Genomic DNA, 26,814 nt, shown 5'->3' on the forward strand with positions numbered 1-26,814 from the left:
GACAAGTGGTTTTTTACTTAAAAAGCGATTTAAACAGCTTTTAAACGCTGTCGAGTGCTTCATCGTATTATTGTTTATATAGATTAAAAAAATCATAAGGATGTGTTGTGTTGAAACCTGTTTTACTTCCGGTGTTTGCTATTATGCTAACAGCTTGTACTGCACCTACTCGAACTGATAAGGATGAGTTTTTTGTTGTTAACTCCGGCATAGTTCCTACTGACAAAGTGCCACACTTTGTAGACTGTTTAACTGATGGGTTTAATAAGGCGCATTGGGGACTAACTGACTTTGAAGTTAGGCAATCAAAGCGGGCAACAGGCTTCCGTGTAGAAACATACACAGGCTCGTTGAATTATTTGATAGTTAGCGCTGATATTTTTAATGATGGCAAAGTCGTGCTTAATGAAAGTAGTGCTGCTGCATTGGTCAATACCAATGGAGAGAAAGAAGCCTTTACGAGTTGTGTGTCTGAATTTCAACTTGATGTGGCTAGAAAATGAATGAAATAAAAAGCGATGCTAATAGTGACTCTAATGCTGACGAAAAGATAGATGGATTTCCGTACTGGCTTACAGGTCTGTTACTAGGCGCATTTGCTATCGCAATATGTATTCTAGGCCTATACCTCTGGCAGTTTTCTGGGGCTTGGGGAAATCAGGAGTTATTTGCTCAATTTGGTGATTTTGTAGGCGGAACCATAAATCCAATTTTGGGTTTTGCGACGATAGGCCTACTTGTCTGGTCGATAAATATTCAGCTTAAAGAATTAAGAGATACGAGGCGTGAAGCACGAGATTCGAGAAAGGCGTTTGAATTGCAGCTTAAACTAGCTAAAGATGAGACACGGTTAAAGCAGATGCAGATGGGCATAGATTATTTTGTTAGAGAAAGGAATACTCAGCTAGACAGGAATATCCATTTAGGTTGCCTACAGAAAATAGGTTTTACTATTTATAGTAGATTGGAAAGTAATCGTAAAAATGAATTTGAAGTAGATGCTTTAGTCGAGGGGCTAAAAAATACTAGTTATAGACTGGTTTTTGAAAACTCCAAAAGCTTTGAGGCTACAGGTAACATACCTAACTTTATTGAGCAAAGTGAAATTCGGGAGATTGTTCTTAGAGAAATGCTAAGCGATGATAAAGTCAGAAATATAATTAACACATACCTTTACTATTCATTGCAAATAGTAAAAGTCCTGTTCGATTATCATGCGTTAACTATGTATAAAACCTATACGATAATGACTTTGCTTAAAGAATCAGCAGAAAGGCTTGCTCCATTGAAAGAACTATTTGATGAATATGATATAGGACCTCTTTCACCTGAATTATATGATGAGCTTTTAGAGCGGATTGAAGAGATTCAAGATTTAGATATCTATTAATTTGTATGAACTCTAATCCCGAAACCTTTCCAATCCGCTAGGTTGACCACCTCGGCCAGAATAGGCACTCCAATGTTATTGAGAGTGCCTTTTTTATGCCTGCAACATCCACCGCTTTTGGCTTTGCCGCCTTAAGCAGCCAACTTAATGCCAGCACTGATGAAGCCTTCACGGTGGCAGAAGATGGTTATATTCAGGCGCTGCCTGATGGCCTATTTGCCTCGGTAGATGGTCGACCTGCAGATGTAGTTGCAGGCAAGTGGTTGATGGATGAAACCGCGTTTACTGCATTGCAGGCAAATACCCCGCATCAAGCTGGTGATCTGGTTATTGACTACGAACACCAAACCCTCAACAAAGAGAAGAACGGCCAACCCGCCCCCGCTGCAGGTTGGTTCTGCATCGATGATGTGCAATATCGTCAGGGTGAAGGGAGGGCGAGCTTGTCGTGGGTTTAGCGAAGTGTTTACGCTAATGGAGAAAAATATCAATGACGCGATGAGGGGTTACTGATGGCGTGACGAAAAGACCAGAGCGATAAACTAATTATTATCGTTCTGGTAATCTTTAGCCGTTAAGGTTTAGGCTACAGTCATGTTGAATTACATCTCTTCGCTGACAGTACAAAGTCCTTTAAAAGCTGCTTGACCATCGACTTGAACCGTTGCCCAAAGTTGGTGATCGGCTAATGGGTACTGGCTGTAATATAGGTAAGTTGGCGTAGCGCTAATATCTTTGCCATCCACCGCGTCGATGCGGTAAATATTGCTCATCACTGGCGACTTATAGCTGCCATCAATCTTCACGATTGATTCGTTAGAGCGTAAAATCGTAATGTTATTCATTACTACATCATCAGCACCTTTAATTTTGCAGGTAAGATCGCTGGCCTGTACACCGGTGCTTAATGCCGCAATGCTAATTGTAGAACCTATCAATATTTTGCTCAGTGTATTCATTAAATCTAGCCTCATTATTTTAAACGTCTCAGGCATTTGCTGAGAAAAATTTAGTCATCTATTAGTGGAGCCTACTACAGCAATATTAGTTCCCAACATAAAACTGTCAATTTAATCTAATTAAGAAAAGTGTGATGTTAAGTCACTTATTTGCCATGAGAAGTGGGGGAAAGTGCTGATTTATAGGTGAGTAATAACAAGCTGCACTAATTTATTAATACTGATTTCAGCTAAGTTGATTAAACTAAAATGCTAATTATGTCATTTGTTAAAGAGGCTTGTCAGCATGGATAGTCGTAACTCAGATACCAATTCCAGCAGTAATAATCGTAAACCTTGGGTTGTTCTTGGAGTCATTGCGTCAATTGTGGTTGCGGTTTGGTTGCTATTGATGGTGATGCCTAAAGGGTTTAAGCAGACCCATGAAGAGATAGGTACTGGTAAGCCTGCAGTGGTTTTTGTGTATGATCCTGGCCTTGCCGTGAGTAATACTCAAACAGAGCAGATGAATGAAGCCCGTGCTCACCTTGGTGATAATGCACTGTTTTTGTTAGCTAGAGCTGGCACCCCTGATGGCGATAAGATGATCGCCACTTATCGAGCAGAATCAGCAGAAGTGTTGCTGTTTGACCCTACTGGTAAACTAATAAAAAGACAGTATGGCGTCATTGGAGCCAATGAGTTAATGCAGTGGCTGCGATTATAGGCCAGCTTTCAGCGTTCTAATACGCGGTTTTGCTCAGCCCACAGTCAGTGGGCTTTAGCCATATTGATTTAGGCTTTATCGATCTTTACTCTGTTCAAGTTATCGCTCTACTCCCTGTACTCTCTTCAATCTATAGCCCTTTCTAACGTCGATTTTATTACTCATTAATAACTCATTTCTCAACTAACGCTTCTAAAACATGTGCTTTTCTCATCATCAACTATATTTAGTCAAATAAAAGACTTACACCCACTTCTGCAGCAAGTCTGTAGATATCAAATAAAAAATGGTCTCGATTTGAAAAGGATTTTATGAAAAAGCTGATTCTTTTATGCCTTTTTCCAACAATTGCTTGCGCCGAAGTCGCTGCTGTGAATTCAGTTGAGCAGCTTCCAGTCGGTGATGCTTTGCCATTTTTTAAGACTTTGGAGCAAGCTGAGCAGAGAGCGCGAGCTTATAAAACAGCCATTGATGCGATTGATGAAAAGCTTGATGACTGCAATGTCGAGTGTGATGCACTAGAGCAAAAGCTAGATAACTACAAAAAAGCCTTGAAAGACCACTCCACAAAGAATGGCTTACCGCTGTTTTCGATTTTGGGTGGGCCAGGTTATATGCCAGAAACAGGTGTGATGCTGGCATTAGGGGCTTTGTACTCTTTCTCGACTAACAGACAAGAGCAACAGCTACAGCGCTCGAGCCTGACCTTAGTGGCCATCGGTAACAAAGTTGAAAGCGGCGTCGGTTTAGGCTTGCGGTCAAAGCAGAATCTGTTTTTTGATAATAATGCTATGCGCCTTATTGGCAAATTTACCATGGGTAAACAAAGTGAATATTACTGGGGAGTGGGTTATGAAGCTGGCGATGCGCTTGAAGCATCAGACGACCTGCTTTATGAGTATAAGATGTTGAATTACGAAGGAAACATAACATTTCTTACTTTTGATGGTTTTTATCTTGGTCCTGCTCTTCGGGTGAAAAGTTATCAGCCTGACGAAGATACCCTCCCGCAAACTGCAATTGATGACCCTAATTTTCAAGAGTTTAAAGACAAGCCATTCTCCTTAGGGCTAGGTGTGGCGCTTGAGCATGATAGTCGGGATTTCTCTGTAAATGCTTGGAGTGGCCAATTTTTCAATTTCGAATACATCGTCTATTCAGAAAAGATTGGCAGCGACAACGACTATCAGAAGCTACTGCTTGATTACCGATATTACTACTCTATAAGCAAAGGACGAGTACTGGCTTTTTATAATGCGTTTCAATGGAGTGACGGCGATGTACCTTATTACGATATGCCGACTGTCGGTGGTCAAGACTCTTTAAGAGGCGTATATCGAGGACATTACCGCGATAAAAATTCGATTGAAAATACCGTTGAATATCGTCATACCTTTAAATATCAAAATGGGGAGTTAACTCGGCATGGAATGACGGTTTTTGCTGGCTTAGGCTCGATAGCTAACGAGCCACAGCAATTGTACGACAACTTAATTTATAGCTATGGCGTAGGTTACCGCTTTGAGCTACAGCCGAGAATGAATGTGCGTGTTGATTATGGTCGTAATGCGACTGAAAGCGGCTTCTATTTAACGTTTAATGAAGCATTTTAAAAGGGAATTCACTATGTATAAATTGTTGGTCATACTCATCTCCAGCGCTACATTTTCTGTTTTAGCAACGGATGAACCTGTGCCGAAAACAACTGAAACAGTTGAATCTACGGCTGAAATTGAAGTACCGGAAACACAAACAGCCAGAGAGAAGCGTCAACAAAAGCGCAATGAGACGGTTCGTTCAGACATTATTCCCAGCAAAAGTACCGATCCTAATCGTAAGTGGGAGCATTACTTACCTTTCTTTGGTCAGCAAGTGATTGAAAAGGGGTATGACCTACCACTACCATTCTCAATTTCGATTATCCCCAATTATTCAAAACAAGATTTAGCACTTTCTAACTTAAAGTTAAATTATAAGGGGGTCGATATTGGTGAGTTTATTGACCTTGATAGTATTGATTTTGGTCAACCAGATGTCGAAACTGGCAGTGTACAGTTACGCTTAGCAGCGTGGATATTCCCCTTCATGCAAGTCGGAATACACGGCGGGCGGTTTGAAGGTTCAACCGATCTTTATATCAAAATTCCAACGGCTATTTTTGAGAAAATTGAAGAGGTATGTGGCGGCCGAGTGACGCCTGCATTTTGTGATGATGTACCTGAAAATATTGAACTACCAGAGATATCTCCAGACTACTCGGGATGGAACTATGGTTTTACCACCAACTTTGTTTATGGTTTTGACCATGTTTTTGTTCTGGTTCCATTCAGCTATACCTGGACTAAAACAGACGACGACAGAACTGAGTCAGAAACATTGCTAGTCAGTGCAAGAGTCGGAACTTCATTTAATGTTCCCAATTGGGGCTTTGTAAACCCGTATATTGGTGTTTCATATATGGACGTAGAGGGAACAACGGGGCAGTCAGATGCGGAGATCAAAGGTGGGCCAACTTTAGAAGGGCTTGGCTATACCATTACCCAGCAAAATGTTACCCAGTATGCAGGATTAATAGGTTTTGATTGGAGTTTGACTAAGCATCACTCGTTTGATTTAGAAGCTAATATCGGTGATGGTAGACAGAATTACGTGGCTATGTATACCTACAAGTTTTAATTTTTTAGCGGCAATGTTAGCAGTTGCTATTGAATAAACGGGCTAATTTAGTGCGCCAATAGCGATTACTAGCAAGGCTAATGAACTTACTCAGGGGGGTTGTGTCCATAGTTTCGACACCCACTGAATAGGTTTGAAAATGTTAAAACACATACTGGTAATATTGTCGCTGCTAAGTGTGACTTCCTTTGCTGTTAGTGTAGCAACTTCTGTAGAATCTGCGATAGAGTATGATGCTAAGTCTATCTGTTATAGTGTGGCGAAGGCGCTAAATGAGGACTGGCAGAACTGCGACAGTACAGGACCTACGTTGGACAAGCAGGGCACCACTGAGTATGTCTTTATGACCGAAGATGGCGAGCGAGCTTGCCGAGTGTGGACGACGAACAAAGGCCAGCAGAAAGGTTTTTTAGCACCTGCGCCCATTGATGCTGATGAGTGCCCATTAGGTACATTCTTTAATGTCGACCCTGTCAGTGAAAGTGAACATCAAATTGATATTACTTTCGGTGGTTAGCAAATTGCGGGGCTTAGCCTGTTGGACATCAATAGGCCCTTTATATGCTTATTGTAGGAAACTCCTCTTTATTCCATAGGGTAATAATCGCTTTGCGCTGACTTTTTAGCCATTTGTATGCCAATACAAATGGCTTTTTTGCTTGTTAATACACCATTCATCAATGAGTTACCATAAAAATACTTATTTCGTAAGTTATTAAGCGGTAAGCTGTTTGCTTTCTCTTTACCCTTTAAAATAAGTTTTGAGGGTTCATTATTACTTCAAATTTACTTTAGAAAAAAAGAAAGCGCAGCTGCAACTAAAAACTGTTTTGTAGTTGTACAGAGTTTGTCCATTCATGAATGCTGAGTGTTGGAATTTCAAATATTGGGATAAATGCTTGAAATTGATTTTGAATGCTATGTTATTTTTGTGTTTTAGTTAGTTTAAACAATATGTTGATGAGCGTCCTTATTTTATAAGCCTACTCGTCTGTATAACAAGGATGAATTAATGAGTACCTCAGATAGTTCTGCGGCAGTACACAGTCTGTCGCCACTCTCTAATGCCATTGTAGATAAAGCCATCGATAACGTGACCCGCAAATTAGTTGGTGGCGTTAGAAATAAAAATAATTCCCAACCCAATAGCAACAAAAGCAGTTTAAAAACCACTGTGTCCGATAGCTTAGCGGCGACCTCAGCTGCCGATGTTATGGAGGTCGCCAATAGAGGTGAAGCTTGGAAGGAGATGATCTCTAAAAGCCTTTCCCATGGGATCTCCTCATTATCTAGCATGCACTTTGATGGTGAGTTTAGTGTTCGTGATGGTATTGCTGATGGCTTGCATAAGGTGCCGAATACCCCAGGTGTTTATGTTGTCTTTGATAAACAGAATACCCCCGTTTATGTCGGAGATAGTACTAATATCCGTGGTCGATGGCATGCTGGCCATTTAAACGAAAATCGCCAGAAACTTAAAAATGGTGAGCAATACAAGTTGACCGAACAGCTCAGCGAGGGTTGTACAGTCAAATTCATCTCTTGTGAATCTAAAGAAACGGCCGCCGCCATTGAAGCGCACCTCATTAAAGATGCTGCACCGAAGGTGAATGCTCGTGAAGAGTTATTAAATGAGCAAGGTTCACGCTCCAACATCGAAGCTAAAAAAATGAAAGACGCTTCAGGAAGCACTGCCAGCTTGGTAAAAGGAGCGGCGACAGAAGCGGCTGCTAATGTAGGTTGGAATGTATTAGAAACCCTTATTACTACTTGTATTAAAGCACTTAAAGATGAGTTGGTTGATATTGTTTCTGGCGGTAAAACCAAGTTAAAAGACCGTGTTAAACGCTTATTCAAAAAGATTTGGGCAGTGTTGACTAATATGGTCAAAAATCCAGGCTCAATATTGAAAGGCTTATTCGAGTTCATCGTCAACGCCTTTGCTAGTGCTTTTCGAAAGGTTTATCAATTAGCAAAAAATATCTATGAGTTAGGTTATGCAGCGTGGCAACTTTATAAAGGATCAAAAAGCCTATCAAAGGAGGAGTTGGTACATAAAGTTTCGGAAATAATCATTACTAGCGGTTGTTTGGTGATATGGGACGCACTCGACCCTATTATAGAAGCGAAGTTAACCGCATTGTTTCCTCCTATTGCGCCGTACTCACCTTATATTGCGGCCACTATTGCTGCGATTGGCTTTGGTGTTTCAAGTCATTATTTATCGGGTTTTATCCCCACGGTCGTGGATAAAATTGTTAACTTTAACCCCATGTTGAACCAATCCTATGAGCAACAAAAAAGCGCTTGTGCCCAGTTGGTCATTAATGCGGAAAAGGACTTGATTCTGCTCAATGATCTCGAAGGTTACATGCGTTCATCAAAAGAACTTGTGGTCGATTTAAAAGCCAAAACGGGCCAACTAGAACAACATCAAGCTATCGAAGCTTTCAGCATAGAAGATAGATTAAACAGTATTTCCTTGGGAGCAAAATAGTGGAACTGGCAACAAAAAAACAAGAATTAGTAGAAAGGCAAGAGTACCAAGTTTTCTTTCAGGATTTTGAAAGTAATCTAGCTAAGCTCACTGAGGCACTGAAAAGCAGCCAAAATGTGCAGCAACTTGCCAGTGATATCAGTGAAAAGGGTTTTTGGGGTAATGCGTTTGGTGGTATTTCAGGACGTAATACCAAAGAGCTTGCTGGTATGATTGAAAACCTTGGCGCTAGCTTAGAGGTGACTCAGAGTATTTTGAGCATAGTGCTAAAAGTGCAAAACATTAAAAACGGCTTCTTAAAGGATTTTCACCAAGCACTAGTTGAGAAGATTGCCCATTTAGCCAAGGATGATCGTACCTTAGACAGTAATCAAAAAGATGCCGCATTGGCGATTGTGACTAAGTTAGAGCAGCAGGTCAGTTATCAGTTAGCCCAGTCAGAACAGATTGAAAGTCATCAGCGTAAGCTCACTGAGCTGGATGACTTTGTTGAAGTCAAAGATATTCTTGATTCCGAACAAAGTGCCAAAATTGAACGGTTAGACAAAACGTCAGAACAGATTATTCAAGGCGCCGATACTCGCCAACAGCTAATTAATGAACTGCAGCAAAAAAGCGAAATCAAGCGTAAAAAAGATCTCGCTCAAGATGAAGATATCAACCAGTTATCTAAATTGGCGCAAGCCCTGCAACAAGAGAGTGAAGTTAAAACGGAAAAAGATCAGTCTCAAGATAGTGAGATTACACGACTGAGTAAGCAAAACGCTGCGCTATTGAAAATACAGCAACAAGCCGATTTACAGATTAAAAGCCAAGCCGAGTTGATAGTTGGCATACGAAGCGAGTTGGACAAGCATACTCAGGATATAGCGGCTAATGGTGGCAGGTTAACCGAGCTTACCAACCAGCTTGAGCAGGCCCATCAAGCTTTGGAATATTCTAAGCAGCAACAGCAAGACTTTCAATTACAGCAGTCGAGTATTAAGGCTATGTTAAGCCGCCATGCTCTTTCTGGGCTGGCATTGGTTATTGCGGTTGCAGCAACTTATTTAACTCTGCAGCCACTCTGATATAGGCTGCTTCTTGTTAAGCGTTCAGCTATTGATAGCGGTTAAGCAGTCTTGATATTGAAATCATTAAGGCTGTTTAAATGTGTGCACTAATATTGATGTATCCCTCTGTTATTAGCGGCTTAAAGCAGTATTTGGATAAATAGACAATAATTTTATGGGGCTACGCATATTTCAAATAGCCCTTTGATATTCTCATCCTGCTAAACACCTCTTCTTCCCCACGCAGTAACGATGGCTTTACCGCGTCCTCGTTCGATGGTTTCATAATAAAAAGTGACTTTACGGATCACCCGTTTACCACCTCTAAGATCCATTAAGCGGCTCTCGCTACCTGCGCTAATGACAGATCTGAGTTTTAATTCGTCTCGCTTGCCATTGGCATACTCAACTATAATCTTCTTAATGTTTACCGGGCTTTTTTTAACTGCAATTTTAAGTTGTCTAAAGCCACCATTCGCTATCGTGACGTGCATGACATCTTTATCTACTCCACGCTTAACTGAGCGCTGGCCTAGCTTTTCCCACTGCGCTGCAGTGGCGGGTATAGAGACTGCTAGTACTAAAAATAGAGCTGATACTGACTTCACAAGATGATTGATAGAAAACATATTGGTATCTTTACGTGATGCTTGTTTTTTAATTAACGCCCCGTGATAGAGGCGTTAATTCACAAAGGGGATCAGCCATTACTGGCTGATATTGAGTGTTGTACGACGTGAGGTGTTAGTGTTTTAGTAGCTGGCTAAAACGTAGGTTGAAAGTGGCAGAGTCGTTTGGATCTAACATCACGCGGACGATGTTGACGCCTTTTGGCTCTTTTAACGCTTTGAAGATGGCATCCATCTCTTGCTCTGTGTTGGCGACATAGCTATGCACGTCAACACCTTCGGTACCACCAAGAGCTTCGCCAAGCTTTTCATACTTCCAAACTGCAATGTCGTTGTATGAACGCTCTTTACCTGGGTGAATCGCACGTTCTGCGCCATAGCCAGAGTTATCTAAAATGAACAGTGCCAGATCTTTTTTGTGCTCAATCAAGGTTGCTAAATCTTGAGCGCTCATGGTGAAAGCGCCTTCACCTTGAATACTGACCGAGCGACGATTGTGCTGTTCATTAGCAAAGTTTGCCCCGACATACATGCCGAAACCTGCACCTAATGATCCCCAGTTACCACAGCCGTGCATGACAATATCAGCTGGGAACTCTGCTTGTGATGCATTGATAAAGCCACCGGTATCGCCATAGAGCATGTCGCCAGCTTCAAGGTAGTTGGAGAACTGCACAAATAATCTATCTATCGTCAGTTCATTGTCTGTTGGAGTAAATTTGTCCTGTTGTTCAAAGGCAAACTTGCGGCGTGCTTGTAGGGTTAATTCACCCGCATCGATATGTCTGATAGCACCTAAAAGCGCAGGCACAAAATCACGCAGGTATACCATGTCATAGCGTTCACCATTGATCTCGACATAGTCTTTGCGGATCCAGATAACGTCTTGCTGCTGGCCGAGTCGCGTTGTGAATACACCTGTATCAAATTCATTTAATGTCACGCCAAGCGCAATCGCGACATCAGCGCCGTCCATCATCTCCTTGGTGTAATCTTCGCTGACTTCACCCATATAGATCCCGATACTATTGGGGTGTGCGTCAAAGTCGCCCATCTTACAGCTGAAGGTCGTTGCAACCGCGGCATTGAGCTGGTCAACCAACTGTATCCCTTGTTTGATCATACCTTCTCGTTGCAGTAGGTGGCCCGTTAACACACTGCGGGTTTTTGACTTCTCAAGCAGTGTCACACTAGCTTCTAGCGCCGCATTTAGATTGCTAGATGAAGACTGTTCAAGCATCAGGTCTAGTGGGCGAGTTGGTGCATCAACCATTGCTGTTTGCAGGTCATAAGGTACTTCTAAGTAAACAGGCTTCTTAGACTGCATTGCTTTACGTAGCATTTGGTCAACGTCGAAAGTAGCAGTGCTTAAATCGACCAGGCGTTGACTGGCGCAGGTAATATGCTTAAACATCTCGATATTGGTATCGAAGTTGTTTTCGATAACATGGTGGTAGCGTCGCTCTGTTGGTGTCGTTAGCACCTCAACAGCTGCGGTACCTGCAATCACTATAATGGGTGTGTCATCGGCATAAGCACCGGCAAGTGCATTAGTGCAACTTAAAGAACCGACACCGAATGTCACTACCATGGCGCCAAAACCGTTCATTTTTGAGTAACCGTCAGCGGCATAAGTGCCGTTCAGTTCATTTCTCGGCATGATATGTTGAACGCCGTGGTTGCCATCTAAAATCTCATCGAAGAATGGCAGTACGTAGTCGCCAGGGATACCAAAAACGTGGTTAGTGTTTAGCTCTTTTAGACGAGTAAGGATATAAGTTGCTAGTGTAATCTGTTGCATGGTGTTACCTCATTAATTGAATTAAAAGTGGTTAGCTGTTTGCTTGAGGTAATATTAAGGAAAGCTGATAATCTTCTATATAGCGTATTTTGAGCCTGCCAATCCCAAAAATGAGATTGGCATTTTTTACTGAAAAGCGTTATTTAAAAGCGCTGACGATGGCATCGACTACCGCGCGCTGGGCGGCGGACTGTAAGTTACGGCTGCGGTATAAAAGTGAAAAAGGCACAGGCGCTAATGCATAGTCTTCAAATATCGGTACCAGCTTGAACTGTTCATTTTGTGATTCGGTAGCATAGAGTGGAACGATAGCGTATCCAAGCCCGTCGTTAATCGCGCTGAGTAACATCTCGGCGTCGATAACGCTGAACTTTTGGCTTGGTTGGATCTTTATTACTTCATCAGTGCTTTTATTGGTAATAGGGAGTGAAGGGTGGGAGAGGGTCGCAACATAAGGCAAAGCATTAAACTCACCGTTTGCTATTTCATCTTTATATTGCTGAGCAAACTCCTCATTTGCCATAAAGGCTAACTCTAGCTCAATCAATTTTCTGGCGATTAAATTGCTGATCGGTAGTTCGCCATTCACCACTGCGATATCAACATCATCGGTTAATGTGGTTGAGTTTACCGAGTGCTTCAACTCGACACTTAATTTAGGGTTATCCTTTAACAGGCTGAGAATGGCCGGATGAATAAATCGAGTGTAGAACAGCTTAGTGGTAGATATGACTATATGGCCGCTAAGCAGGCCCGAATCATCATTGAGTTCATCGATAGTATTAGCTAATACCTCAACCATGCCGCTAAGCTTTTGATAATACCTGCCCCCTTCATTGGAGAGCATTAGCTTATTTTTGTTACGAATAAATAGCTGTAAGCCCAGACTCTCTTCTAATGCCACAATACGTCTACTGACAGTTGATAATGGTAAGCGTGTTTTTTCACTCGCTTGCTTCATGCTGCCATATTTCGCTACCTGACAAAAAACATAGTAATCATCTAATTGGATTTTCATAAGACTGTCCTATCCCTGTTTGATATCAAGATGCGTTATTTCAGTGGCAATTAAAAGTGGTTTATACATAATATTCACAGCATTTAAGCTACAACACTAAGGTTATTACGATAGTTATTGTCAGTGCTTTAGCCATGAACAAGTTGGTCGTTAGGCTGTTTGGGCAGGTTATACCTCCAAAGTTAAACCGCCCAATTTTGGCATTAGCCATAACGTCTGGAGCTAAATTGAAAAAGTAATTGTTGAAAACTGTCGTAATGGTAGAATGCGCTCGCAAGTTTATTATTGACCTGTTTGGCGGCTTTGCTTGAGATCACTAGTGCAAAAAGCGTCGCTACAATCCTTCTATTTCCCTTTATCGATTCGAGTACTTATGAAACGGATTTTATTGCTGACCCTATTTGCTTTTTCTAACGTCGCAGTTGCAGTTGAACCTCTGTTTGAAACCCCTAAAGATATGCAGCCAACTTGGGTTGATGACATTCTGTCGGTCTTTGGTGCTGACGGCGAATTTGATGACAGCAAGCCCATTGATATGAGCTACCTGCCAACAGCTTATTACACGCCTGAGAAAAAGTTTGGTGTGGGACTGTTAATGGTAGGCTTATATAAAACAGACGGGGCTAAAGCTGAAGAGCAGCCATCGTCATTAGTGCTTAACTCCTTTGTATCAATGAACAACTCTTACGGGGTTGAAGTTGAAAACATGACCTTTCTCAACGGCGGTAAGCAGCGCTTGTTACTGGGACTTGAGTTACACAACGAAGCATCCGTTTATTATGGGCAAGGTATCGAAGATGGCAATGTTGACGCTAACCATCATGAATTTGAAGAACAGGTTTATAGCTTTAAACCCACATGGATGAGCGAGATTGCAGGTAATTACTTTCTTGGTGTTGGAGCTGACTTTACCTATGCCAGTGCTGATAAACTTGAGTTAGTTGAAACCGGCGTTCCTGTGGATGTCGACTCCACATTGCCAAGTAACTTTAGCTCTGGCGTAGTGGTAACCAGTATTTATGACTCGCGAGATTACCGCTTAAATGCCACTAAAGGCTGGTTATTCCAGATAGATGCAGGCTTGTACCAAAACAGTGAATACTCGACGTTTTCAACCTATAACCTAGAACTCGCTAACTACATCGATTTAAGTTCTACATCCTTGCTAAGCGCTGCACCTGGACTGATTGCTTGGCAAGTACAAGGCAAATTTACCGACGGCGATGTGCCTTGGAACATGCTGCCAGATTTAGGTGGTTCAAGTGCAATGCGCGGTTATATCAAAGGTCGTTACCGTGACAAGCAGATGATGATGGGGCAAGTTGAGTATCGTTTACCTATCTTCCAGCGTTATGGCATGGTTTTTTGGGGCGGAGTGGGCAGTGTCGCCGATAAAGTCAGTGATCTTAACGAGGAGCTGTTAACCTCTTACGGTACAGGCTTCCGCTTTAAGCTAAAAGACAACATCAATTTACGCCTTGATATTGGCGTGGGTGAAAATGAAACTAACTTTTACCTCAACGTGAACGAAGTATTCTAGGCATGAATCAATTCGCTGTTTACCTGAAATTGAGCTTATTAGGCTTAGTAATTGCGCAAGCTTTACCTGTATCTGCCCAGCAGTCAAAGGTAGAGCAGGCGCAAGCTGCGCAAACGACAAAGTCAAAAGAGTTGGTTAAACAGTGTAATCGTAGTGCCAGTTACGATATTTATTTAAGTGGTATTCACACCGGCACTATGGAACGAACCGAAAGTTGGCAAGGTAAAACTGCGGTGGTGACTTCAAGTAGTAAAGCCAGTATCTTGGGGATTGGTACTCGCTATGAACAGCGGGCACAACTGTCTTGGTCAACGAAAACGGCCGAATGGCTTACTGATGAATTTCACCAAAAGGTCACCGGCTTTCGTGCCAGGGACATGCAAGTTTCTTTTAGTAATAATGGCCGAGATACTGAGGTCAATATAGATGGTGATATTGACCACTATCACTCAAAGGCCATTGCACTTAGGGATGTTGATACCCTAGCCATTCAAATGCGTCATTTTTTATTGCAAGGTCGTACCCAATTTGCCTTAGTCAGGCAAGCATCAGATGCCATTGAACCCTACCAGCTCTATGTGCAGCAGCAGCAAACTGCAACAATCGAGCCGTGGGGCGAGCTAGCTGTGATCCCGGTAAAACAAACGGGTGAGGAGGAAGTGACCTACTACTTTGCTCCTGAGCTGGACTATCAACTGGTTAAAGCTCGCTATCATGGCATTATTCTGCAAGGGCTGATTGAACTGAATGCCTACAGTTCAACGTGTGAATAAACGGCCCACTAGAATATGAGGCAATGTGGGTCATGCCTAGTTCTAAAAGAATTGGGTTCGAATAAAAGCTAAGTTCGAAAGATCTAACGCCCTACGCAGAATTTTTTGTATAGCTAGGTGTTATCTCTGTAAGCTTGAGTAGGGCATTTTTATGGGCAATTGTAATATTGTCGACTGCACTCGCTGGACACTGCAGATCGTATACACCTACCGCTCTGTTTCTGCCGTTTTCTTTTGCTAGATATAGTGCTTTGTCCGCCAGGTTAAGTAAGGCGTCAAGCTCTGAAATGTGGTTGACTTTGCCTACAGGGATGTAGCCAATGCTGATTGTTATATTTCTTGGTTTATCTTCGATGATAATTGGAGTGCTTCTCACCAACTGCATAATACGCTCAATCACCACTTCCACTTTAAAGCTATCATTAGGTGATAACACCATAAGGAACTCTTCACCGCCAAAGCGAACTACCCGGTCATTAGCGCGTAGATCTGATTGTAATGAGTTGATCATCGACTGCAACGCCACATCACCGGCCGCATGCCCGTATGTATCGTTAAAAGACTTAAAATTGTCGATGTCTATTGCTACTAAAAAGCTAGTGCCATCTTCAATATCTTTAGACATCAGACTTTTTGCTATCACATCTTTGAAATAGCGCCTGTTAAAGCACTGAGTTAAAGGATCGTAAAAAAGCTGGCGATTAATTTCAGCTTGATTGGCCTTATAAATATTGGCGTTACGCCATAGGGCTTTTATAGCAAACAGAGCAATTAACGTACCCAAAATTAGCGTGATTAGGATCAGTATGTGGTAATTCTGTTCTAGCTGAGCCTTCTTTTCCAAGGTCTGAATGATTTTTTGCTGTGTAATGGTCGCATCATCCAGCCTAATGCTCTCGTAAACCTGTGTTAGCAGTGTCACTAATGCAGCATGCTCTTTAGCGCTATGTTGTTTAAACAGCTTGCTATACTGTTTCTGTGCTTTAACTACTACTTGTTGGTTGTTTGCTAAAGCGGCTATTTCGATTAACTGCTGCCAATTGTCGAGTTGTTTTAGAATGTAATTTTCTCTTCCTAAGTAATCGACAACTTCCTCAAATAACACGGTAGATTGTTCTTGTTTTTTTTCAAATAAATAGATATAACTTTTTAGTAATTTCCCTTGATTAAGGAGGTATTGGTCATCAAAAGTCGTACTGTAGTTTAAGACTTCTTTGACTAGTTCTTTAGCGAGTTGCAACTCTTCCTGAAATAAGTACATTAAAGCAATATCTAATAGAATAAATTTAGATTCTCTTACGTCACCTCTTTCTTTGGCTTTGATGACCGCCTTTTTACTGAAAGCTAAGGACTCACTATACTTTTTCATATTTCTTAGTATTGTAGAGTGACTTACATAAATCTTATCTTGATACCACTGAGTATCTAGCTTTTCGATAGTGTCTTGGGCAATGATAGAGTTAGCTAGTGCTAACTCATATTGTTGCAGTTTATTGTAGGTATTAACAAGTTCGAACGACGAGATGTTCAGTCTATATATATCGTTGTTATCACTCGCGACTTTAAAAGCAGTGTTTAAAGCTCTTTCTGAAGACTCCATGTCATTGTATTTTGTGAATAGGCTATTGCTGTTTAAGCTTACCCAATATCTTAATGTTGCAAGCTTAGATTTCTGTGCAAATAAGAAAGATTTATAGATAGCTATATCGTAATCATCGCTGTTTTTTTGCCTTGCTATATCCGATTGACAAAGAGCAGTGGCAGCCCTGACTGAATGATTATATTGGTTTTCTTGTGATAGTTGCTTTAACTTATCTAGGTTTTGTTGTGCTAAATTCGGGGTTAACCCCGCACGCAATGAACATTCGTAGGCCTTGATAAGGGCTCGTTCTGCAACAGATGAATTTGCACTGTCATGGCGTAATATTTCTAGCTGTTCAAGTTTTTTTAATGGTTCTCCTACATAGCTATTTGCTATGTTATCCATTTTTAACTCAAGGGGAGTAAATATATACTGCTCATCAGCCAAGGATAATGGTGATAAAATAATCAATAATAAAAATAGAAAAACATTAAGGGCCACAGTCATACCTTTTAAAAATAAGAGTCGGTTTGATATAAAATGCTGTAAATATTAACTTCCTCCCCACAATCGTCCCGTTATTGTTTTATAGAAAAACTCATTTTAGTATTATTGTTGTGGGTAATAGTTTTATAAGATATTTTTACCATAAAATATACAATTAGGCTATTAAATATCAAAGGCAGTCAGTCAGGTTTGTTTTATTAACAATGGTATCTGTTTGTGTCCTTTTTTGTGTCTATATATTGAATTTTTAGAGGGGCTTATATTTTAAGCGCGTATTTACCTACCTAGCTATACAATTAACTGAGTTCGAGGTGCCATTACTTTAGCGCTATTTTTGATGAGATCTATTTTAGAGTTTGTTTAATGCCTCTTCTACTTGTGAATGCAGCTTTTTAAGTTGCCAATTCTCACTCTTACCGCTGATGATTCAGGACAAATACGACTATTGTGCAGCTTGGCTAAACCTAGATTACTATTGTAAACGCTTTGCCAATCTTTGAAGGGGGCTGGATCGACGATGCTGTCGAAAAACTGGCTAATATCGTGTTGAGTTAACTTCCCTGTGAGCACAATATAGATGGTTGGCAACGCCAACCTCTTTGGTTCTCCACAATGATAAAAATGCGCATCTTTCGCGACAACTTGCATCGATATTGCTTCTAGTAGCTGTTTCAATTGAGACGCAGTTATCTGCTTATTTAACGCTAGTTGTAAAAAGAGATCGGCACTATGGGCTACGGCGTGTCGCCAGCCGGTAACATCATCAAACCCTCTGTAATCATCAATCGATATCATATAGTGAGTGGCTGTATTAATAACGTTTTGGCGCTGTTTTTCTGTTAGGTAGGGGGCTATTCGATCAACCCTTACTACTTCTGCCAGAATTAAAGCAGCAAATGGTTGAGCAAAATTATTCGGGTCTTTATTTGTAGTAAGCAGTATTTGGTTCAAGTCGGAAAATAATGTTTGAGTGGTTATGGTCGTTAGCTGTTTGGTTCTAAATCAAAAAGCTGAGTCCCTCAAATACAATGCAATCTCTGGATCGTTATTATCAATGCAGTTAACTAATGATACCGCAGTCGTTAGTCTTTTCGTTGAGTCGGCGATTGCAAAATCGTTTGCTTCGAGCTGCTGAAGTTGTTCCGCACTAAAATATTTGTCGCAATCAGAACCCTCTATTATTGAATGCTATTGAGCATAATAATAAGCAATAAATTCCATCCAGTAGCCTCCTTTAACTTGCCTAGAAAATAACTTAATAGCATGGGAAAGGTATCGAGCTTAAGTGCAAATGTCGAATAGACTTCACTGTGGTGCAAACAGAACAATTGCTCAAACGATGGTCAATTTACTCGCTAACGACATACTGGTGAGGTGAGAAGAGGTGGACATTGTTAATAGTTGACTACTTTGCTCAAGAATTATAACATGCGTAAAAAATACACCTTTAATGCTTGTGGAGTTCATATGTCAGTATCATTCAAGAAAATATTTGGTTTAAACAAATCTGAGCAACAAGCTGCAGTACTAACGACTAAGGCTTCCGAGAAGGCTGATAAAGCTGCAGTGACTAATGCGGCGGTAAAAGCTGAAAATGCCAAGCCAAAGCACGGTGATAGCGGTGTTTGTTGTGGCTCTTGCTCTAACTGAGTTGTGAGTTTGAAGCGAAATTGGCTAAGAAGTGAGCTCGCAGAGCGAGTCAATTTCGTTGTATAGCTAGTACATTAGCAATGCTGAGCTTTCATCAAGCTAATGTAATCTTGCATCTCTTGCCCTGGAGTAATGGCAAACTGCTGCGATAACGGCTTTAAATTAACCACTCTATCGACACGGAAATTGCGGAAGTCATTTCGCAGTTCACACCAAGCGAGCAAAGTCCAAGTACCTTTCCAAAAATAGATGGCTAGCGGGCGTATTTTTCTGTGGCTGGTGTCGTCTTTTGCATCACGATAATCTAACAGTAGAAACTCTCTTAACCGGGCAGCTTTTCTTAGTGGGTCTATAAATTGAAACTCTTGTGTATCGATATAAGTATCTGGGGCAAACATCAAAGATTGATACTTTTTGAGCTTTGTTGGTAAGACCGCTTCAACTTTTATCATCGCTTGTTTAGCGGCACTAGAGAGCTCCTTTCCACCCCAAGCTTGTATCATGCGCATGCCAACTTGTATCGCTTCTAATTCAGCTTCATTGAACATGAGTGGTGGAACATTGACCTCTTGCCGTAACAGATAACCGACTCCAGCTTCACCCTCTATTGGAATACCGTTTAAGCAAAGATCTTGCACATCACGGTAGATAGTCCGTGTTGATACCTCAAGCCTTTCAGCTAACTCTTTAGCAGTGGTTAAGCGCCTATGACGCAGTATTTGCACTAATTGAAACAATCTATCGGCGCGGCGCATTGCATTCCTTAGTCGTTTTTGGATTAAAAGTGCCAAGCTTCAGCTTGGCACTTTTATACAGACAAACTGTTGCTAGGTTAATGGTTTAATACCAATATAAATCTCGACATTATGGCTATCTATATAGAGCTCATAATCGGTTAGATAACAGCGTTTATATTCACATTCTACAGAGGTGAAATATTGCCATACCTGCTGCCAAAGGCTTACCACACATTGAGGCATCTCTCCCTGCCCAGTAAATTTCAGGTAATCACCAGCAACTAATGTTAGATCACAAGCTTGCTCACGAGAGGCTGCTATGCCAACTAATACCGAAAACTCATCGTCCACATCTGATTGGTAATCATAATAGGCGCCAAACATGTGTTGATCACCGCTGTGTATTTGAGCATGCTCACTAAAGTAGCGTTGCCATAGCGGAGCAATTTTTTGTGTTGAAGCCTGCTGTTCTTTGAGGTTGCTCGTCCTTGCGCTTAAGCCCGCGAGTGTAATAGCGGGTTGCTTGACTTTCACCGGTGACAAATTATTCATACGTCCTCCTTGAATTCTCGATACTAAATTGGCCGTTACTTTTCCATAGACCAAAGTCCGACAGTATTGCCTTCGCAATCTTCAAACAGTGCGATAAACCCACACTGGCCATCTTTGATAGGCATAACAGGCAAGAGCACTTTTACACCCGCATGGACGATTTTGTCCACGAGCGTTGACAACTGCTCGCTTAGATGAAGATAAAGCACACTACCATGGGCTGAAGGTTGCATCATCTCATGTTTTACTAAGCCGATACTGGCAGTGTCTTTATCGGCAGTTTCTAGCACGGCCATCTCCATATCATTTATGACTTCTCGTCTGAAACTGACACCAAAATGTTTATTGTAAAACGCGACGGCTCTATCCATATCGGTAACTGGGATCTCGCCCCAAACTAACGCTGCTGTGGGTAACATGGTGAACTCCTTGTATGAGCTGAGTGAGCATTCGAGATGAAAGCCTATATCTCAGCGACAGTTCAAGGATAAAACAGGGCTACTGACAGCTTGGTGTCAGTAGAGAGTGAATGATGACTAATTATCGTTTGGAAATTGACGTTAACAGTGGGGGGAATAATCGGTTTTCTCTTGGTTGCTTCACAATGTAATGACTTAGGCTTTTCGGTTCAGTGCATTGGGGTTCTATCACCGAGTGTGTTTGGGCCTTTCATCAAAGCAGCCGAAGGGGATATTCGAAGAGCAGTTACTTACTCTTCGAATATCCTTGTATTGATTAGATTGCGCAGCAACCACAAACAGATTTCGCTAGTTGTGCACCAGTGCTAGCATTTTGATTGGTCCATTGACCATTCCACTTAAGTTTGCTGGAAGAGTTACTACAGGTGGTCGGACAGTCCGTTTTAGCCTGAGTATTACTGTTGATGGTGTTAGCGGGTTGTACATCCAAACATTGCTTAGAGCCGACAGCAATATCATCAAAAATATGACTCAAACTATTTGAGGTGGTATTGCTAATATTACTGTCCAAGCCTTCATAGTTATGACAACCGAAGCAGTTAGAGACGAAGCCTGCTGAGGGGGATGATTTACCGTCAAGGTTAATCGCTGCTGTGTTCACCTCTTGAAAGTCAGTCTCGGCAACAGTGTTAGCTAGCCTTAATGAACCGCGTTGGTTACTTATTTGCGTCACCGGTTGGTTGTCAGTAGGTGTTGTATAAGAGCCTTGTTTGGTATCGCTAACCCAAAGGGCGCCAACATTAAAGTAGTTCTTTAGCACCTTAAATTCATCATTCAAATAAGGTTGTACATTGGCATTGAGGGTTTTAATTGAGGAGACATTGTCGTCAAACTTAAGATCATCTATAGAAGAGCCGTAAGGGTACATACGGCAGATCTCTGAGGGCGTGCCAGTGAGCTTAGATTGTGAAGTCGGATTGTTAAATTCGCAACCAGGTTTATTGTCTTTTAGCCCTGCACTACAGGTTTGGCTAGCAAAAGACCAGCCTGTGGTTTTTTGCGGTAATGTGCAATCTGGGGCGTTAAGTTTGTGTTCAAACGTGGCCCAGACAAATTCTGGGTGAGCTTCTGTAGCAACGGCAATATGAAATCCAACCATACCCAGTTTTGTCGGTTTCGTGCTGCTATTTCCGGGGGTGGCAGGGGTAATGTTAGCCTCCATGGTGATGAAACTATTGGGGTCATCATTAGCGCCTAGCACTTTCCAAGCTGTTTTCATTTCGGTAGTGCCAGCTGGGAAGTTTTGTAGCTGTTGGATCTGTTTTACATTACACATGTTTTTGCTAAAGCGAACATCGTAATAGACTACATTACGATTTTGATCGTAAATGGTAGCGCCGCTACCTGCTTGACCAATTATCTGAGGAATGACCATATCGGTATCATTTTCTTGATGCTTTGAGGTACGCACAAATAGCACTTGTGAGTCATGTATATCATCGCAAGAGTTGGCAGGGCTGCCGTCTGGTTTGAACTCAAGCTGGTTAAATTGGCTGTTGTCTTGAAAGTTGATAACTGATGGGGCGTTTGTTGATTTAGCCATTAGATAGGCAAATGTTTGCCAAGAAAACTGGTAAAAGTCACAGAACGAACTGTCATTAGGACCGTCACTGGTTTTGACTTCACTTGGCATTGAGGGTGAGCTAAACCAAGTTGCATCAGCCGCACAGCTCTTCAGAGCAGTAGTGCCGCCACTGGCTGCAAGTTCTGCTACGGTCATCATTGCGTGGTCGGTAAGGGGCGCTGCTTGTACAAAGCTGCTGCTGGCAATGGTCAGAACAAGCGCACCGAATTGTGTGCTGGTTTTTCTTAATAGGGCGTCCATAGAATATTCCTTTATTTTAATAAACAAGATGCTGACTAAAGCTTATTCGCTGTTGTGAGCTCGAGTAGGTAATAGGACTATAGCTAAGGCTATACAGAGCAACCTTCTGGAACTATTCTGAATTCATCGTGTTTTATAAGTTAATGTTTATATTTGTTTTTGTGAGTTACCTGTGGGAATTCTTCTGCACGTAGCAGTTAGTGTTGATGACTTTTTTATTGAGACGAGTATAGAGAAGAGTGACTGAGTAATTGTTATGGATCGAACTAAAAAAACGCCAGTCGGTGAGGTGACTGGCGTTTGGGGTTGGAGATGTATTTTGCCTAACTAGGTTCGCAATTAACGTAGTTCAACAGGCCACTCTTTTTCAACGCGCTGCTCGATGAACTCTTCTTTAGCGCTTTGCATAGCCTCTAAATTAAGTCCGGCAAGCGGTTGTACTTTTGCTTTAGTATCGTACTTAGTTGCATCGTACTTATACTTTGGTGCGTACTTTGTTAACAGTGCATTTGCTTCGTTAAGTGCTTCATCTAATATCGCATTAGATTTCTCAAGTAAACGAATTGCTTCTGCTGGGTTATGCGCATGGATACCGTGAGAGGCTGTTGCGCTGTCCCAGAACCACTGTGCATGTCTAACTTTAGTTAAAAGACTATTCATCTCTTTGGCGAGTGGCGTATTGGCTTTTAATGCCGCTTCGTAGTTACCTTTGGCTTGAGCAATACTTTGATCCGCTTCTAGTCCTTTGATACCGTTAGCAGCCCAAATAGCCTGAGCTTTAAAGTGTGCTTCGGTTAAGCGTGGGTCAGTACCGTCAGCCTCAAAGCGCAGCTTATTGATCTCAGCTTTACGTTCATCGAAGATCTCTTTGAAATCACTGCCTTCATGACAACCTACACAGCTTTCTGGTAGCTTATTAGCGTCAAAAGTGACTTTATGGTTAGAGTATTCCACCCCTTTGCTATTTTCTGCTTTAGGCATATGACAGGTAGTACAACCAAACTCCATATGGCTAGACATCGCATGGTCAGTTCTATCCATCATGTTTTCAAACTCAGGATGTTGTGCTTTTATTGATGGCACGCCTGAGATTGCATTGGTCCAGTCTTTGAAGCCTATTTGATCAAAGTAGGCAAGTTGTGCTTCTGCGGCAAAACCTTCATATAGGCCGTCTGAGCCTTTATAGTTAACCACTTCTTTGTAGTCGGTTTTAACACCTGGTACCCAATGATCCCACGGGTAACGGACTTTTTTATCATCTTTGCCGTCAAAGTAATACTCTACATGGCACTGAGCACAAGTTTGGCTTGCCTGCATCGTTGCTGATTGCTCTGAGAAGTCTTTGCCTATGGCTTGCATAGCACGCTCTGCATATGGGCGGCTCATTCGAATTTCTGCGCTGCCCAACTGATGGCAATCTGCACAACCAATAGTGTTAGACATCTCATGGCCCCATGTCGACCAGTTGTTATTTGAGAAGTTATCTTCTCCAACTTTGTCGTACATGCGAGCGACATCGGGGGTTTTGCAAGACCAGCAACTGGCAGCCATGGCTTCGCCAACAACGTTGCCGTCATGGCCGACGACAGGATGGCCTGTACGAAGTGTTTTGACGATGTCTGTCATTGCATAGTGGTGACCACGTGCTCGGTTATAGTCTTTAGCGAAACCGTAACCAGCCCATGCAGAGATTAAGTTTGGGTTTGCGGCCAATAGATCAACTAAGTTACCTGACTCTGGGGTTGTTTGCTCAGTTTGAGCCCAAGTCTTGTATTGTTCTGGAAATGCCTTTTGCCAGTTATCGCTGTTGTATAGATCTACGTCTTTATCATTGGCGGCAGCTGAGCCAACGAACAAAGTAGAGACCATTATTGCCATGGACAGTTTATTAAGTTTCATCATCACTCCTAAATGCAATCAATAAAGTAATAGTTGTTTACTTGTAATTAATTATTGGTGGTTGAGAATGAGGTGATTATTACCATTTTAAATTAATCGGTGAATGTATTTTGGCGGGTAGTGTGATGTCTAACTTATTAAAGTTATTAGCTCGACACTATTTTATATTTACAAATGCTGAATAATACCTATTTGTAGGTATTGCGGTTTTTAGTGTAAATTAGCTCTGTTTTAGGCAAACAGCTATACATGGTTTTTCGCTATAGGCTGTTGTTTTAATTTGGCTTTATTGTCGTGTTTAATGTGTTTTTATAAGGGGCTATGATAGTTTTTTAATTTTATTAATTATCTTTTTATGTCTTTTTCTCGAGAATTTATTGCCTTTTATTGCCCCGATTTTAACTATTAATTAAAACTTAATTCTATATTAAAATACTGCTCATTTATATTAATTGTTAAGTCATTATCTTTTCTATGACTGATATTTGTTCGAGGTGATGTTGTATTTAACATTTCTGACTTATTACTTTTATAATATCGAGTCGACCATACTTAAGTGCTAATTTAATTAAGTTTAATTTAAGTTCATTTAATTTAATAGTATTTAAATTAAACTGTGCTTAATTTGGAGCTGAAACTGCAACCATATGTAGAAGTGATGAGTGGCAGGCTATTATGCCGAGGAGCATAAACTCTTTTGCTCTAGAGTTGTAGCTGCTTTAGCTCTAGAGCAATGAGTTGCTGTGTTAAACAGGAAAAAATGCCAGTCGGTGAGGTGACTGGCATTTAGTTTGGAGATGTATCTTTAGCTATTTACATTTGCAATTAATGTAGTTCAGCAGGCCAATCTTTTTCTACACGCTCTTTGATGAACTCTTCTTTAGAGGTCTTCATCGCATCGAGGTCAAGACCTGCAAGCGGTTGTACTTTTGCTTTGCTGTCGTACTTAGTTGCATCGTAGACATAGTCAGCATCGTACTTAGCAAGCAGTGTATTCGCTTCGATGATTGCCGCATCTAAAATCGTATTAGACTTGGTTAGCAAGCGAATAGCTTCAGCAGGGTTATGGGCGTAAATACCATGAGATGCGGTAGCGCTATCCCAGAACCACTGAGCATTACGTACTTTGGTTAGCAGGCTATTCATTTCTGTGGCAAGTTCATTGTCAGCAGTTAGCGCACCTTCATAAGCAGCTTTTGCTTCACCAATAGACTTTCCAGCTTCTAGGCCTTCAATACCGTTCGCAGCCCAAATAGCTTGTGCTTTAAAGTGTACTTCAGTTAGGCGTGGATCTGTGCCTTCGTCCTCAAAACGAAGTGCATTGATACTGGCTTTGCGTTTCTCAAACTTAGACTCGAATGCATCTGCATCATGACAACCGGTACAGCTAGCTGGAAGCTTGTTGGCATCAAATGCGACTTTATGATTTGAGTACTCTTGTCCATCCGAGTTAGTTGATTTCGGCATATGACAAGTATTACAGCTGAAATCCAAGTGATTTGACATCATGTGGTCGGTACGATCCATCATGTTTTCATACTCTGGGTGCTGTGCTTTTAGCGACGGTGCACCAGAGATAGCGTTAGTCCAATCCTTAAAGTTTTTCTCATCGTAGAATGCTAACTGCGCTTCAGCGGCAAAACCTTTGTACAAGTTGTCGTCGCCTTTGTAATCAACAACGCTAGCGTAATCGGTATCTATACCTGGTACCCAGTGATCCCAAGGGTAGCGTACTTTTTTGGAGTCGTTGCCATCGAAGTAGTATTCAACATGACACTGAGCACAAGTTTGGCCGGCTTGGTCAACATGCTCTTGCGCTGTGAATGTTTTATCAATCACATCCATTGCACGAGTCGTATACGCACGGCTTAGTCGTAGCGTGTTTTCACCGAGTTCATGACAATCTGCACAGCCGATTGTGTTTGGCATCTCTTCGCCCCACACTGACCAGCCATTATCTGCAAACTTGCCTTCACCCACCTCTTCAAACATGCGTCCGACATCTGGAGATTTACAAGACCAACAACTTGCCTTCATGGCTTCACCGACGATTTCACCGTCGTGTCCGATTAGCGGAGCGCCAGTACGTAATGTTTTAATAATGTCAGTTAATGCAAAGTGATGACCACGCGCACGATTGTAGTCTTTGGCAAACCCGTAGCCTGCCCAAGCGCTGACAAGATTAGGGTTAGCTTCTAGTAAGTCTGTAGGTACCCCCGATTCCGGGTTGCTCTCTTCAGTCTGCGCCCAAGTGGTGTATTGATCAGGGAAGGTCTCTTTCCAGTTATCGCTGTTGTAGAAATCCGTTTCTACCGGTGGCTCTACAGGTGGTTCAACTGGCGGCTCTACCGGCGGTATAGTGACACAGACATTTGTGTCGGGATCGAGCTCTGTTCCATCAGGACAGGTTTTAGTTTTATCATCATCATCGCTACAGGCTGATAATGCGGTCATTACCGCTACGGCGATTGCAAGCTTTTGTAGTCTCATCACAACTCCTCTAAATAATCTATTTGTTATTTATTATTTGCTTGTTTACTGA

The 26,814-nt window shown here is 41.7% G+C and carries 24 protein-coding genes; 12 read left to right on the forward strand and 12 right to left on the reverse strand.

What is annotated here, in order from left to right; genetic code table 11:
* Positions 1 to 107: 107 nt before the first annotated feature.
* From AB4135_RS05185 to AB4135_RS05195, 3 genes are all read left to right on the forward strand, one after another.
* Positions 108 to 503 (forward strand): hypothetical protein, encoded by a 396-nt coding sequence (locus tag AB4135_RS05185; protein ID WP_371990899.1) that lies wholly within the window; start codon positions 108 to 110, stop codon positions 501 to 503.
* Positions 500 to 1,390, forward strand: a complete 891-nt coding sequence (locus AB4135_RS05190) for a hypothetical protein (protein ID WP_371990901.1) — start codon at positions 500 to 502, stop codon at positions 1,388 to 1,390. Before AB4135_RS05185 ends, AB4135_RS05190 begins: the two co-directional genes overlap by 4 nt.
* Positions 1,391 to 1,485: 95 nt before the next feature.
* Positions 1,486 to 1,848: a phage protease gene (locus tag AB4135_RS05195; RefSeq protein ID WP_371990902.1), complete on the forward strand. Its 363-nt coding sequence runs from the start codon at positions 1,486 to 1,488 to the stop codon at positions 1,846 to 1,848.
* A gap of 144 nt (positions 1,849 to 1,992) precedes the next feature.
* On the opposite strand, the gene AB4135_RS05200 is transcribed toward AB4135_RS05195, so the two are convergent.
* A complete protein-coding gene (locus AB4135_RS05200; RefSeq protein ID WP_371990904.1) occupies positions 1,993 to 2,349 on the reverse strand; it encodes a hypothetical protein in 357 nt (118 codons plus the stop codon).
* A 286-nt stretch (positions 2,350 to 2,635) separates the two neighbouring features.
* On the opposite strand from AB4135_RS05200, the gene AB4135_RS05205 reads away from it, so the two are divergent.
* The 6 genes from AB4135_RS05205 (at position 2,636) to AB4135_RS05230 (ending at position 9,298) form a co-directional block, all read left to right on the forward strand.
* A complete protein-coding gene (locus tag AB4135_RS05205) occupies positions 2,636 to 3,055 on the forward strand; it encodes a hypothetical protein (RefSeq protein WP_371990906.1) in 420 nt (139 codons plus the stop codon).
* A gap of 311 nt (positions 3,056 to 3,366) precedes the next feature.
* Entirely contained in the window at positions 3,367 to 4,668 is a 1,302-nt protein-coding gene (locus AB4135_RS05210) for a BamA/TamA family outer membrane protein (protein ID WP_371990908.1), read from the forward strand.
* Between the two features lie 13 nt (positions 4,669 to 4,681).
* A complete protein-coding gene (locus AB4135_RS05215) occupies positions 4,682 to 5,731 on the forward strand; it encodes a hypothetical protein (RefSeq protein WP_371990910.1) in 1,050 nt (349 codons plus the stop codon).
* A 139-nt stretch (positions 5,732 to 5,870) separates the two neighbouring features.
* Positions 5,871 to 6,248, forward strand: coding sequence for a hypothetical protein (locus AB4135_RS05220; RefSeq protein WP_371990912.1), 378 nt, complete (start codon positions 5,871 to 5,873; stop codon positions 6,246 to 6,248).
* 495 nt (positions 6,249 to 6,743) lie between these two features.
* Positions 6,744 to 8,228 (forward strand): GIY-YIG nuclease family protein, encoded by a 1,485-nt coding sequence (locus AB4135_RS05225; RefSeq protein ID WP_371990914.1) that lies wholly within the window; start codon positions 6,744 to 6,746, stop codon positions 8,226 to 8,228.
* Positions 8,228 to 9,298, forward strand: a complete 1,071-nt coding sequence (locus AB4135_RS05230; RefSeq protein WP_371990916.1) for a hypothetical protein — start codon at positions 8,228 to 8,230, stop codon at positions 9,296 to 9,298. The genes AB4135_RS05225 and AB4135_RS05230 overlap by 1 nt, the downstream gene beginning before the upstream one ends.
* 203 nt (positions 9,299 to 9,501) lie before the next feature.
* Here the strand turns inward: AB4135_RS05230 and AB4135_RS05235 are convergent, their stop codons facing one another.
* The 3 genes from AB4135_RS05235 to AB4135_RS05245 all read right to left on the reverse strand — a co-directional run bounded on the left by AB4135_RS05235 (position 9,502) and on the right by AB4135_RS05245 (position 12,728).
* On the reverse strand, positions 9,502 to 9,909 hold the full coding sequence (locus AB4135_RS05235) for a hypothetical protein (protein ID WP_371990918.1): 408 nt from the start codon (positions 9,907 to 9,909) through the stop codon (positions 9,502 to 9,504).
* 115 nt (positions 9,910 to 10,024) lie between these two features.
* Positions 10,025 to 11,710: a thiamine pyrophosphate-binding protein gene (locus AB4135_RS05240; RefSeq protein WP_371990920.1), complete on the reverse strand. Its 1,686-nt coding sequence runs from the start codon at positions 11,708 to 11,710 to the stop codon at positions 10,025 to 10,027.
* A gap of 139 nt (positions 11,711 to 11,849) precedes the next feature.
* A complete protein-coding gene (locus AB4135_RS05245; RefSeq protein WP_371990922.1) occupies positions 11,850 to 12,728 on the reverse strand; it encodes a LysR family transcriptional regulator in 879 nt (292 codons plus the stop codon).
* A gap of 373 nt (positions 12,729 to 13,101) precedes the next feature.
* Between AB4135_RS05245 and AB4135_RS05250 the strand changes: the two genes are divergently transcribed.
* A complete protein-coding gene (locus AB4135_RS05250) occupies positions 13,102 to 14,268 on the forward strand; it encodes a BamA/TamA family outer membrane protein (protein ID WP_371990924.1) in 1,167 nt (388 codons plus the stop codon).
* Between the two features lie 2 nt (positions 14,269 to 14,270).
* On the forward strand, positions 14,271 to 15,041 hold the full coding sequence (locus AB4135_RS05255; protein ID WP_371990926.1) for a hypothetical protein: 771 nt from the start codon (positions 14,271 to 14,273) through the stop codon (positions 15,039 to 15,041).
* 91 nt (positions 15,042 to 15,132) lie between these two features.
* Here AB4135_RS05255 and AB4135_RS05260 read toward each other — a convergent pair whose 3' ends face one another.
* Positions 15,133 to 17,094, reverse strand: coding sequence for a GGDEF domain-containing protein (locus AB4135_RS05260; protein WP_371990927.1), 1,962 nt, complete (start codon positions 17,092 to 17,094; stop codon positions 15,133 to 15,135).
* A gap of 408 nt (positions 17,095 to 17,502) precedes the next feature.
* A complete protein-coding gene (locus AB4135_RS05265) occupies positions 17,503 to 18,081 on the reverse strand; it encodes a DUF2785 domain-containing protein (protein WP_371990928.1) in 579 nt (192 codons plus the stop codon).
* 516 nt (positions 18,082 to 18,597) lie between these two features.
* On the opposite strand from AB4135_RS05265, the gene AB4135_RS05270 reads away from it, so the two are divergent.
* Complete coding sequence (locus AB4135_RS05270) at positions 18,598 to 18,780, forward strand: CCGSCS motif protein (protein ID WP_371990929.1); 183 nt, start codon at positions 18,598 to 18,600, stop codon at positions 18,778 to 18,780.
* A gap of 74 nt (positions 18,781 to 18,854) precedes the next feature.
* Here AB4135_RS05270 and AB4135_RS05275 read toward each other — a convergent pair whose 3' ends face one another.
* From AB4135_RS05275 to AB4135_RS05300, 6 genes are all read right to left on the reverse strand, one after another.
* Positions 18,855 to 19,535 (reverse strand): helix-turn-helix transcriptional regulator, encoded by a 681-nt coding sequence (locus AB4135_RS05275; protein WP_371990930.1) that lies wholly within the window; start codon positions 19,533 to 19,535, stop codon positions 18,855 to 18,857.
* 72 nt (positions 19,536 to 19,607) lie between these two features.
* Positions 19,608 to 20,069 carry a GyrI-like domain-containing protein gene (locus AB4135_RS05280; protein ID WP_371990932.1) on the reverse strand — a complete coding sequence of 154 codons (462 nt, stop codon included), beginning with the start codon at positions 20,067 to 20,069 and terminating at the stop codon, positions 19,608 to 19,610.
* A gap of 35 nt (positions 20,070 to 20,104) precedes the next feature.
* Positions 20,105 to 20,488, reverse strand: coding sequence for a VOC family protein (locus tag AB4135_RS05285; RefSeq protein ID WP_371990934.1), 384 nt, complete (start codon positions 20,486 to 20,488; stop codon positions 20,105 to 20,107).
* Positions 20,489 to 20,804: 316 nt separating this feature from the next.
* The gene (locus AB4135_RS05290) at positions 20,805 to 22,373 is read right to left on the reverse strand and encodes a mannan-binding protein (RefSeq protein WP_371990936.1); all 1,569 of its coding nucleotides are present in this window, start codon (positions 22,371 to 22,373) and stop codon (positions 20,805 to 20,807) included.
* A gap of 339 nt (positions 22,374 to 22,712) precedes the next feature.
* Positions 22,713 to 24,272 (reverse strand): ammonia-forming cytochrome c nitrite reductase subunit c552, encoded by a 1,560-nt coding sequence (locus AB4135_RS05295; RefSeq protein WP_371990938.1) that lies wholly within the window; start codon positions 24,270 to 24,272, stop codon positions 22,713 to 22,715.
* Positions 24,273 to 25,097: 825 nt separating this feature from the next.
* The gene (locus tag AB4135_RS05300) at positions 25,098 to 26,762 is read right to left on the reverse strand and encodes an ammonia-forming cytochrome c nitrite reductase subunit c552 (protein ID WP_371990940.1); all 1,665 of its coding nucleotides are present in this window, start codon (positions 26,760 to 26,762) and stop codon (positions 25,098 to 25,100) included.
* Positions 26,763 to 26,814 lie beyond the last annotated feature (52 nt).

The sequence above is a fragment of the Shewanella sp. 10N.286.54.B9 genome, from assembly GCF_041468565.1.
Classification (GTDB): Bacteria; Pseudomonadota; Gammaproteobacteria; order Enterobacterales; family Shewanellaceae; genus Shewanella.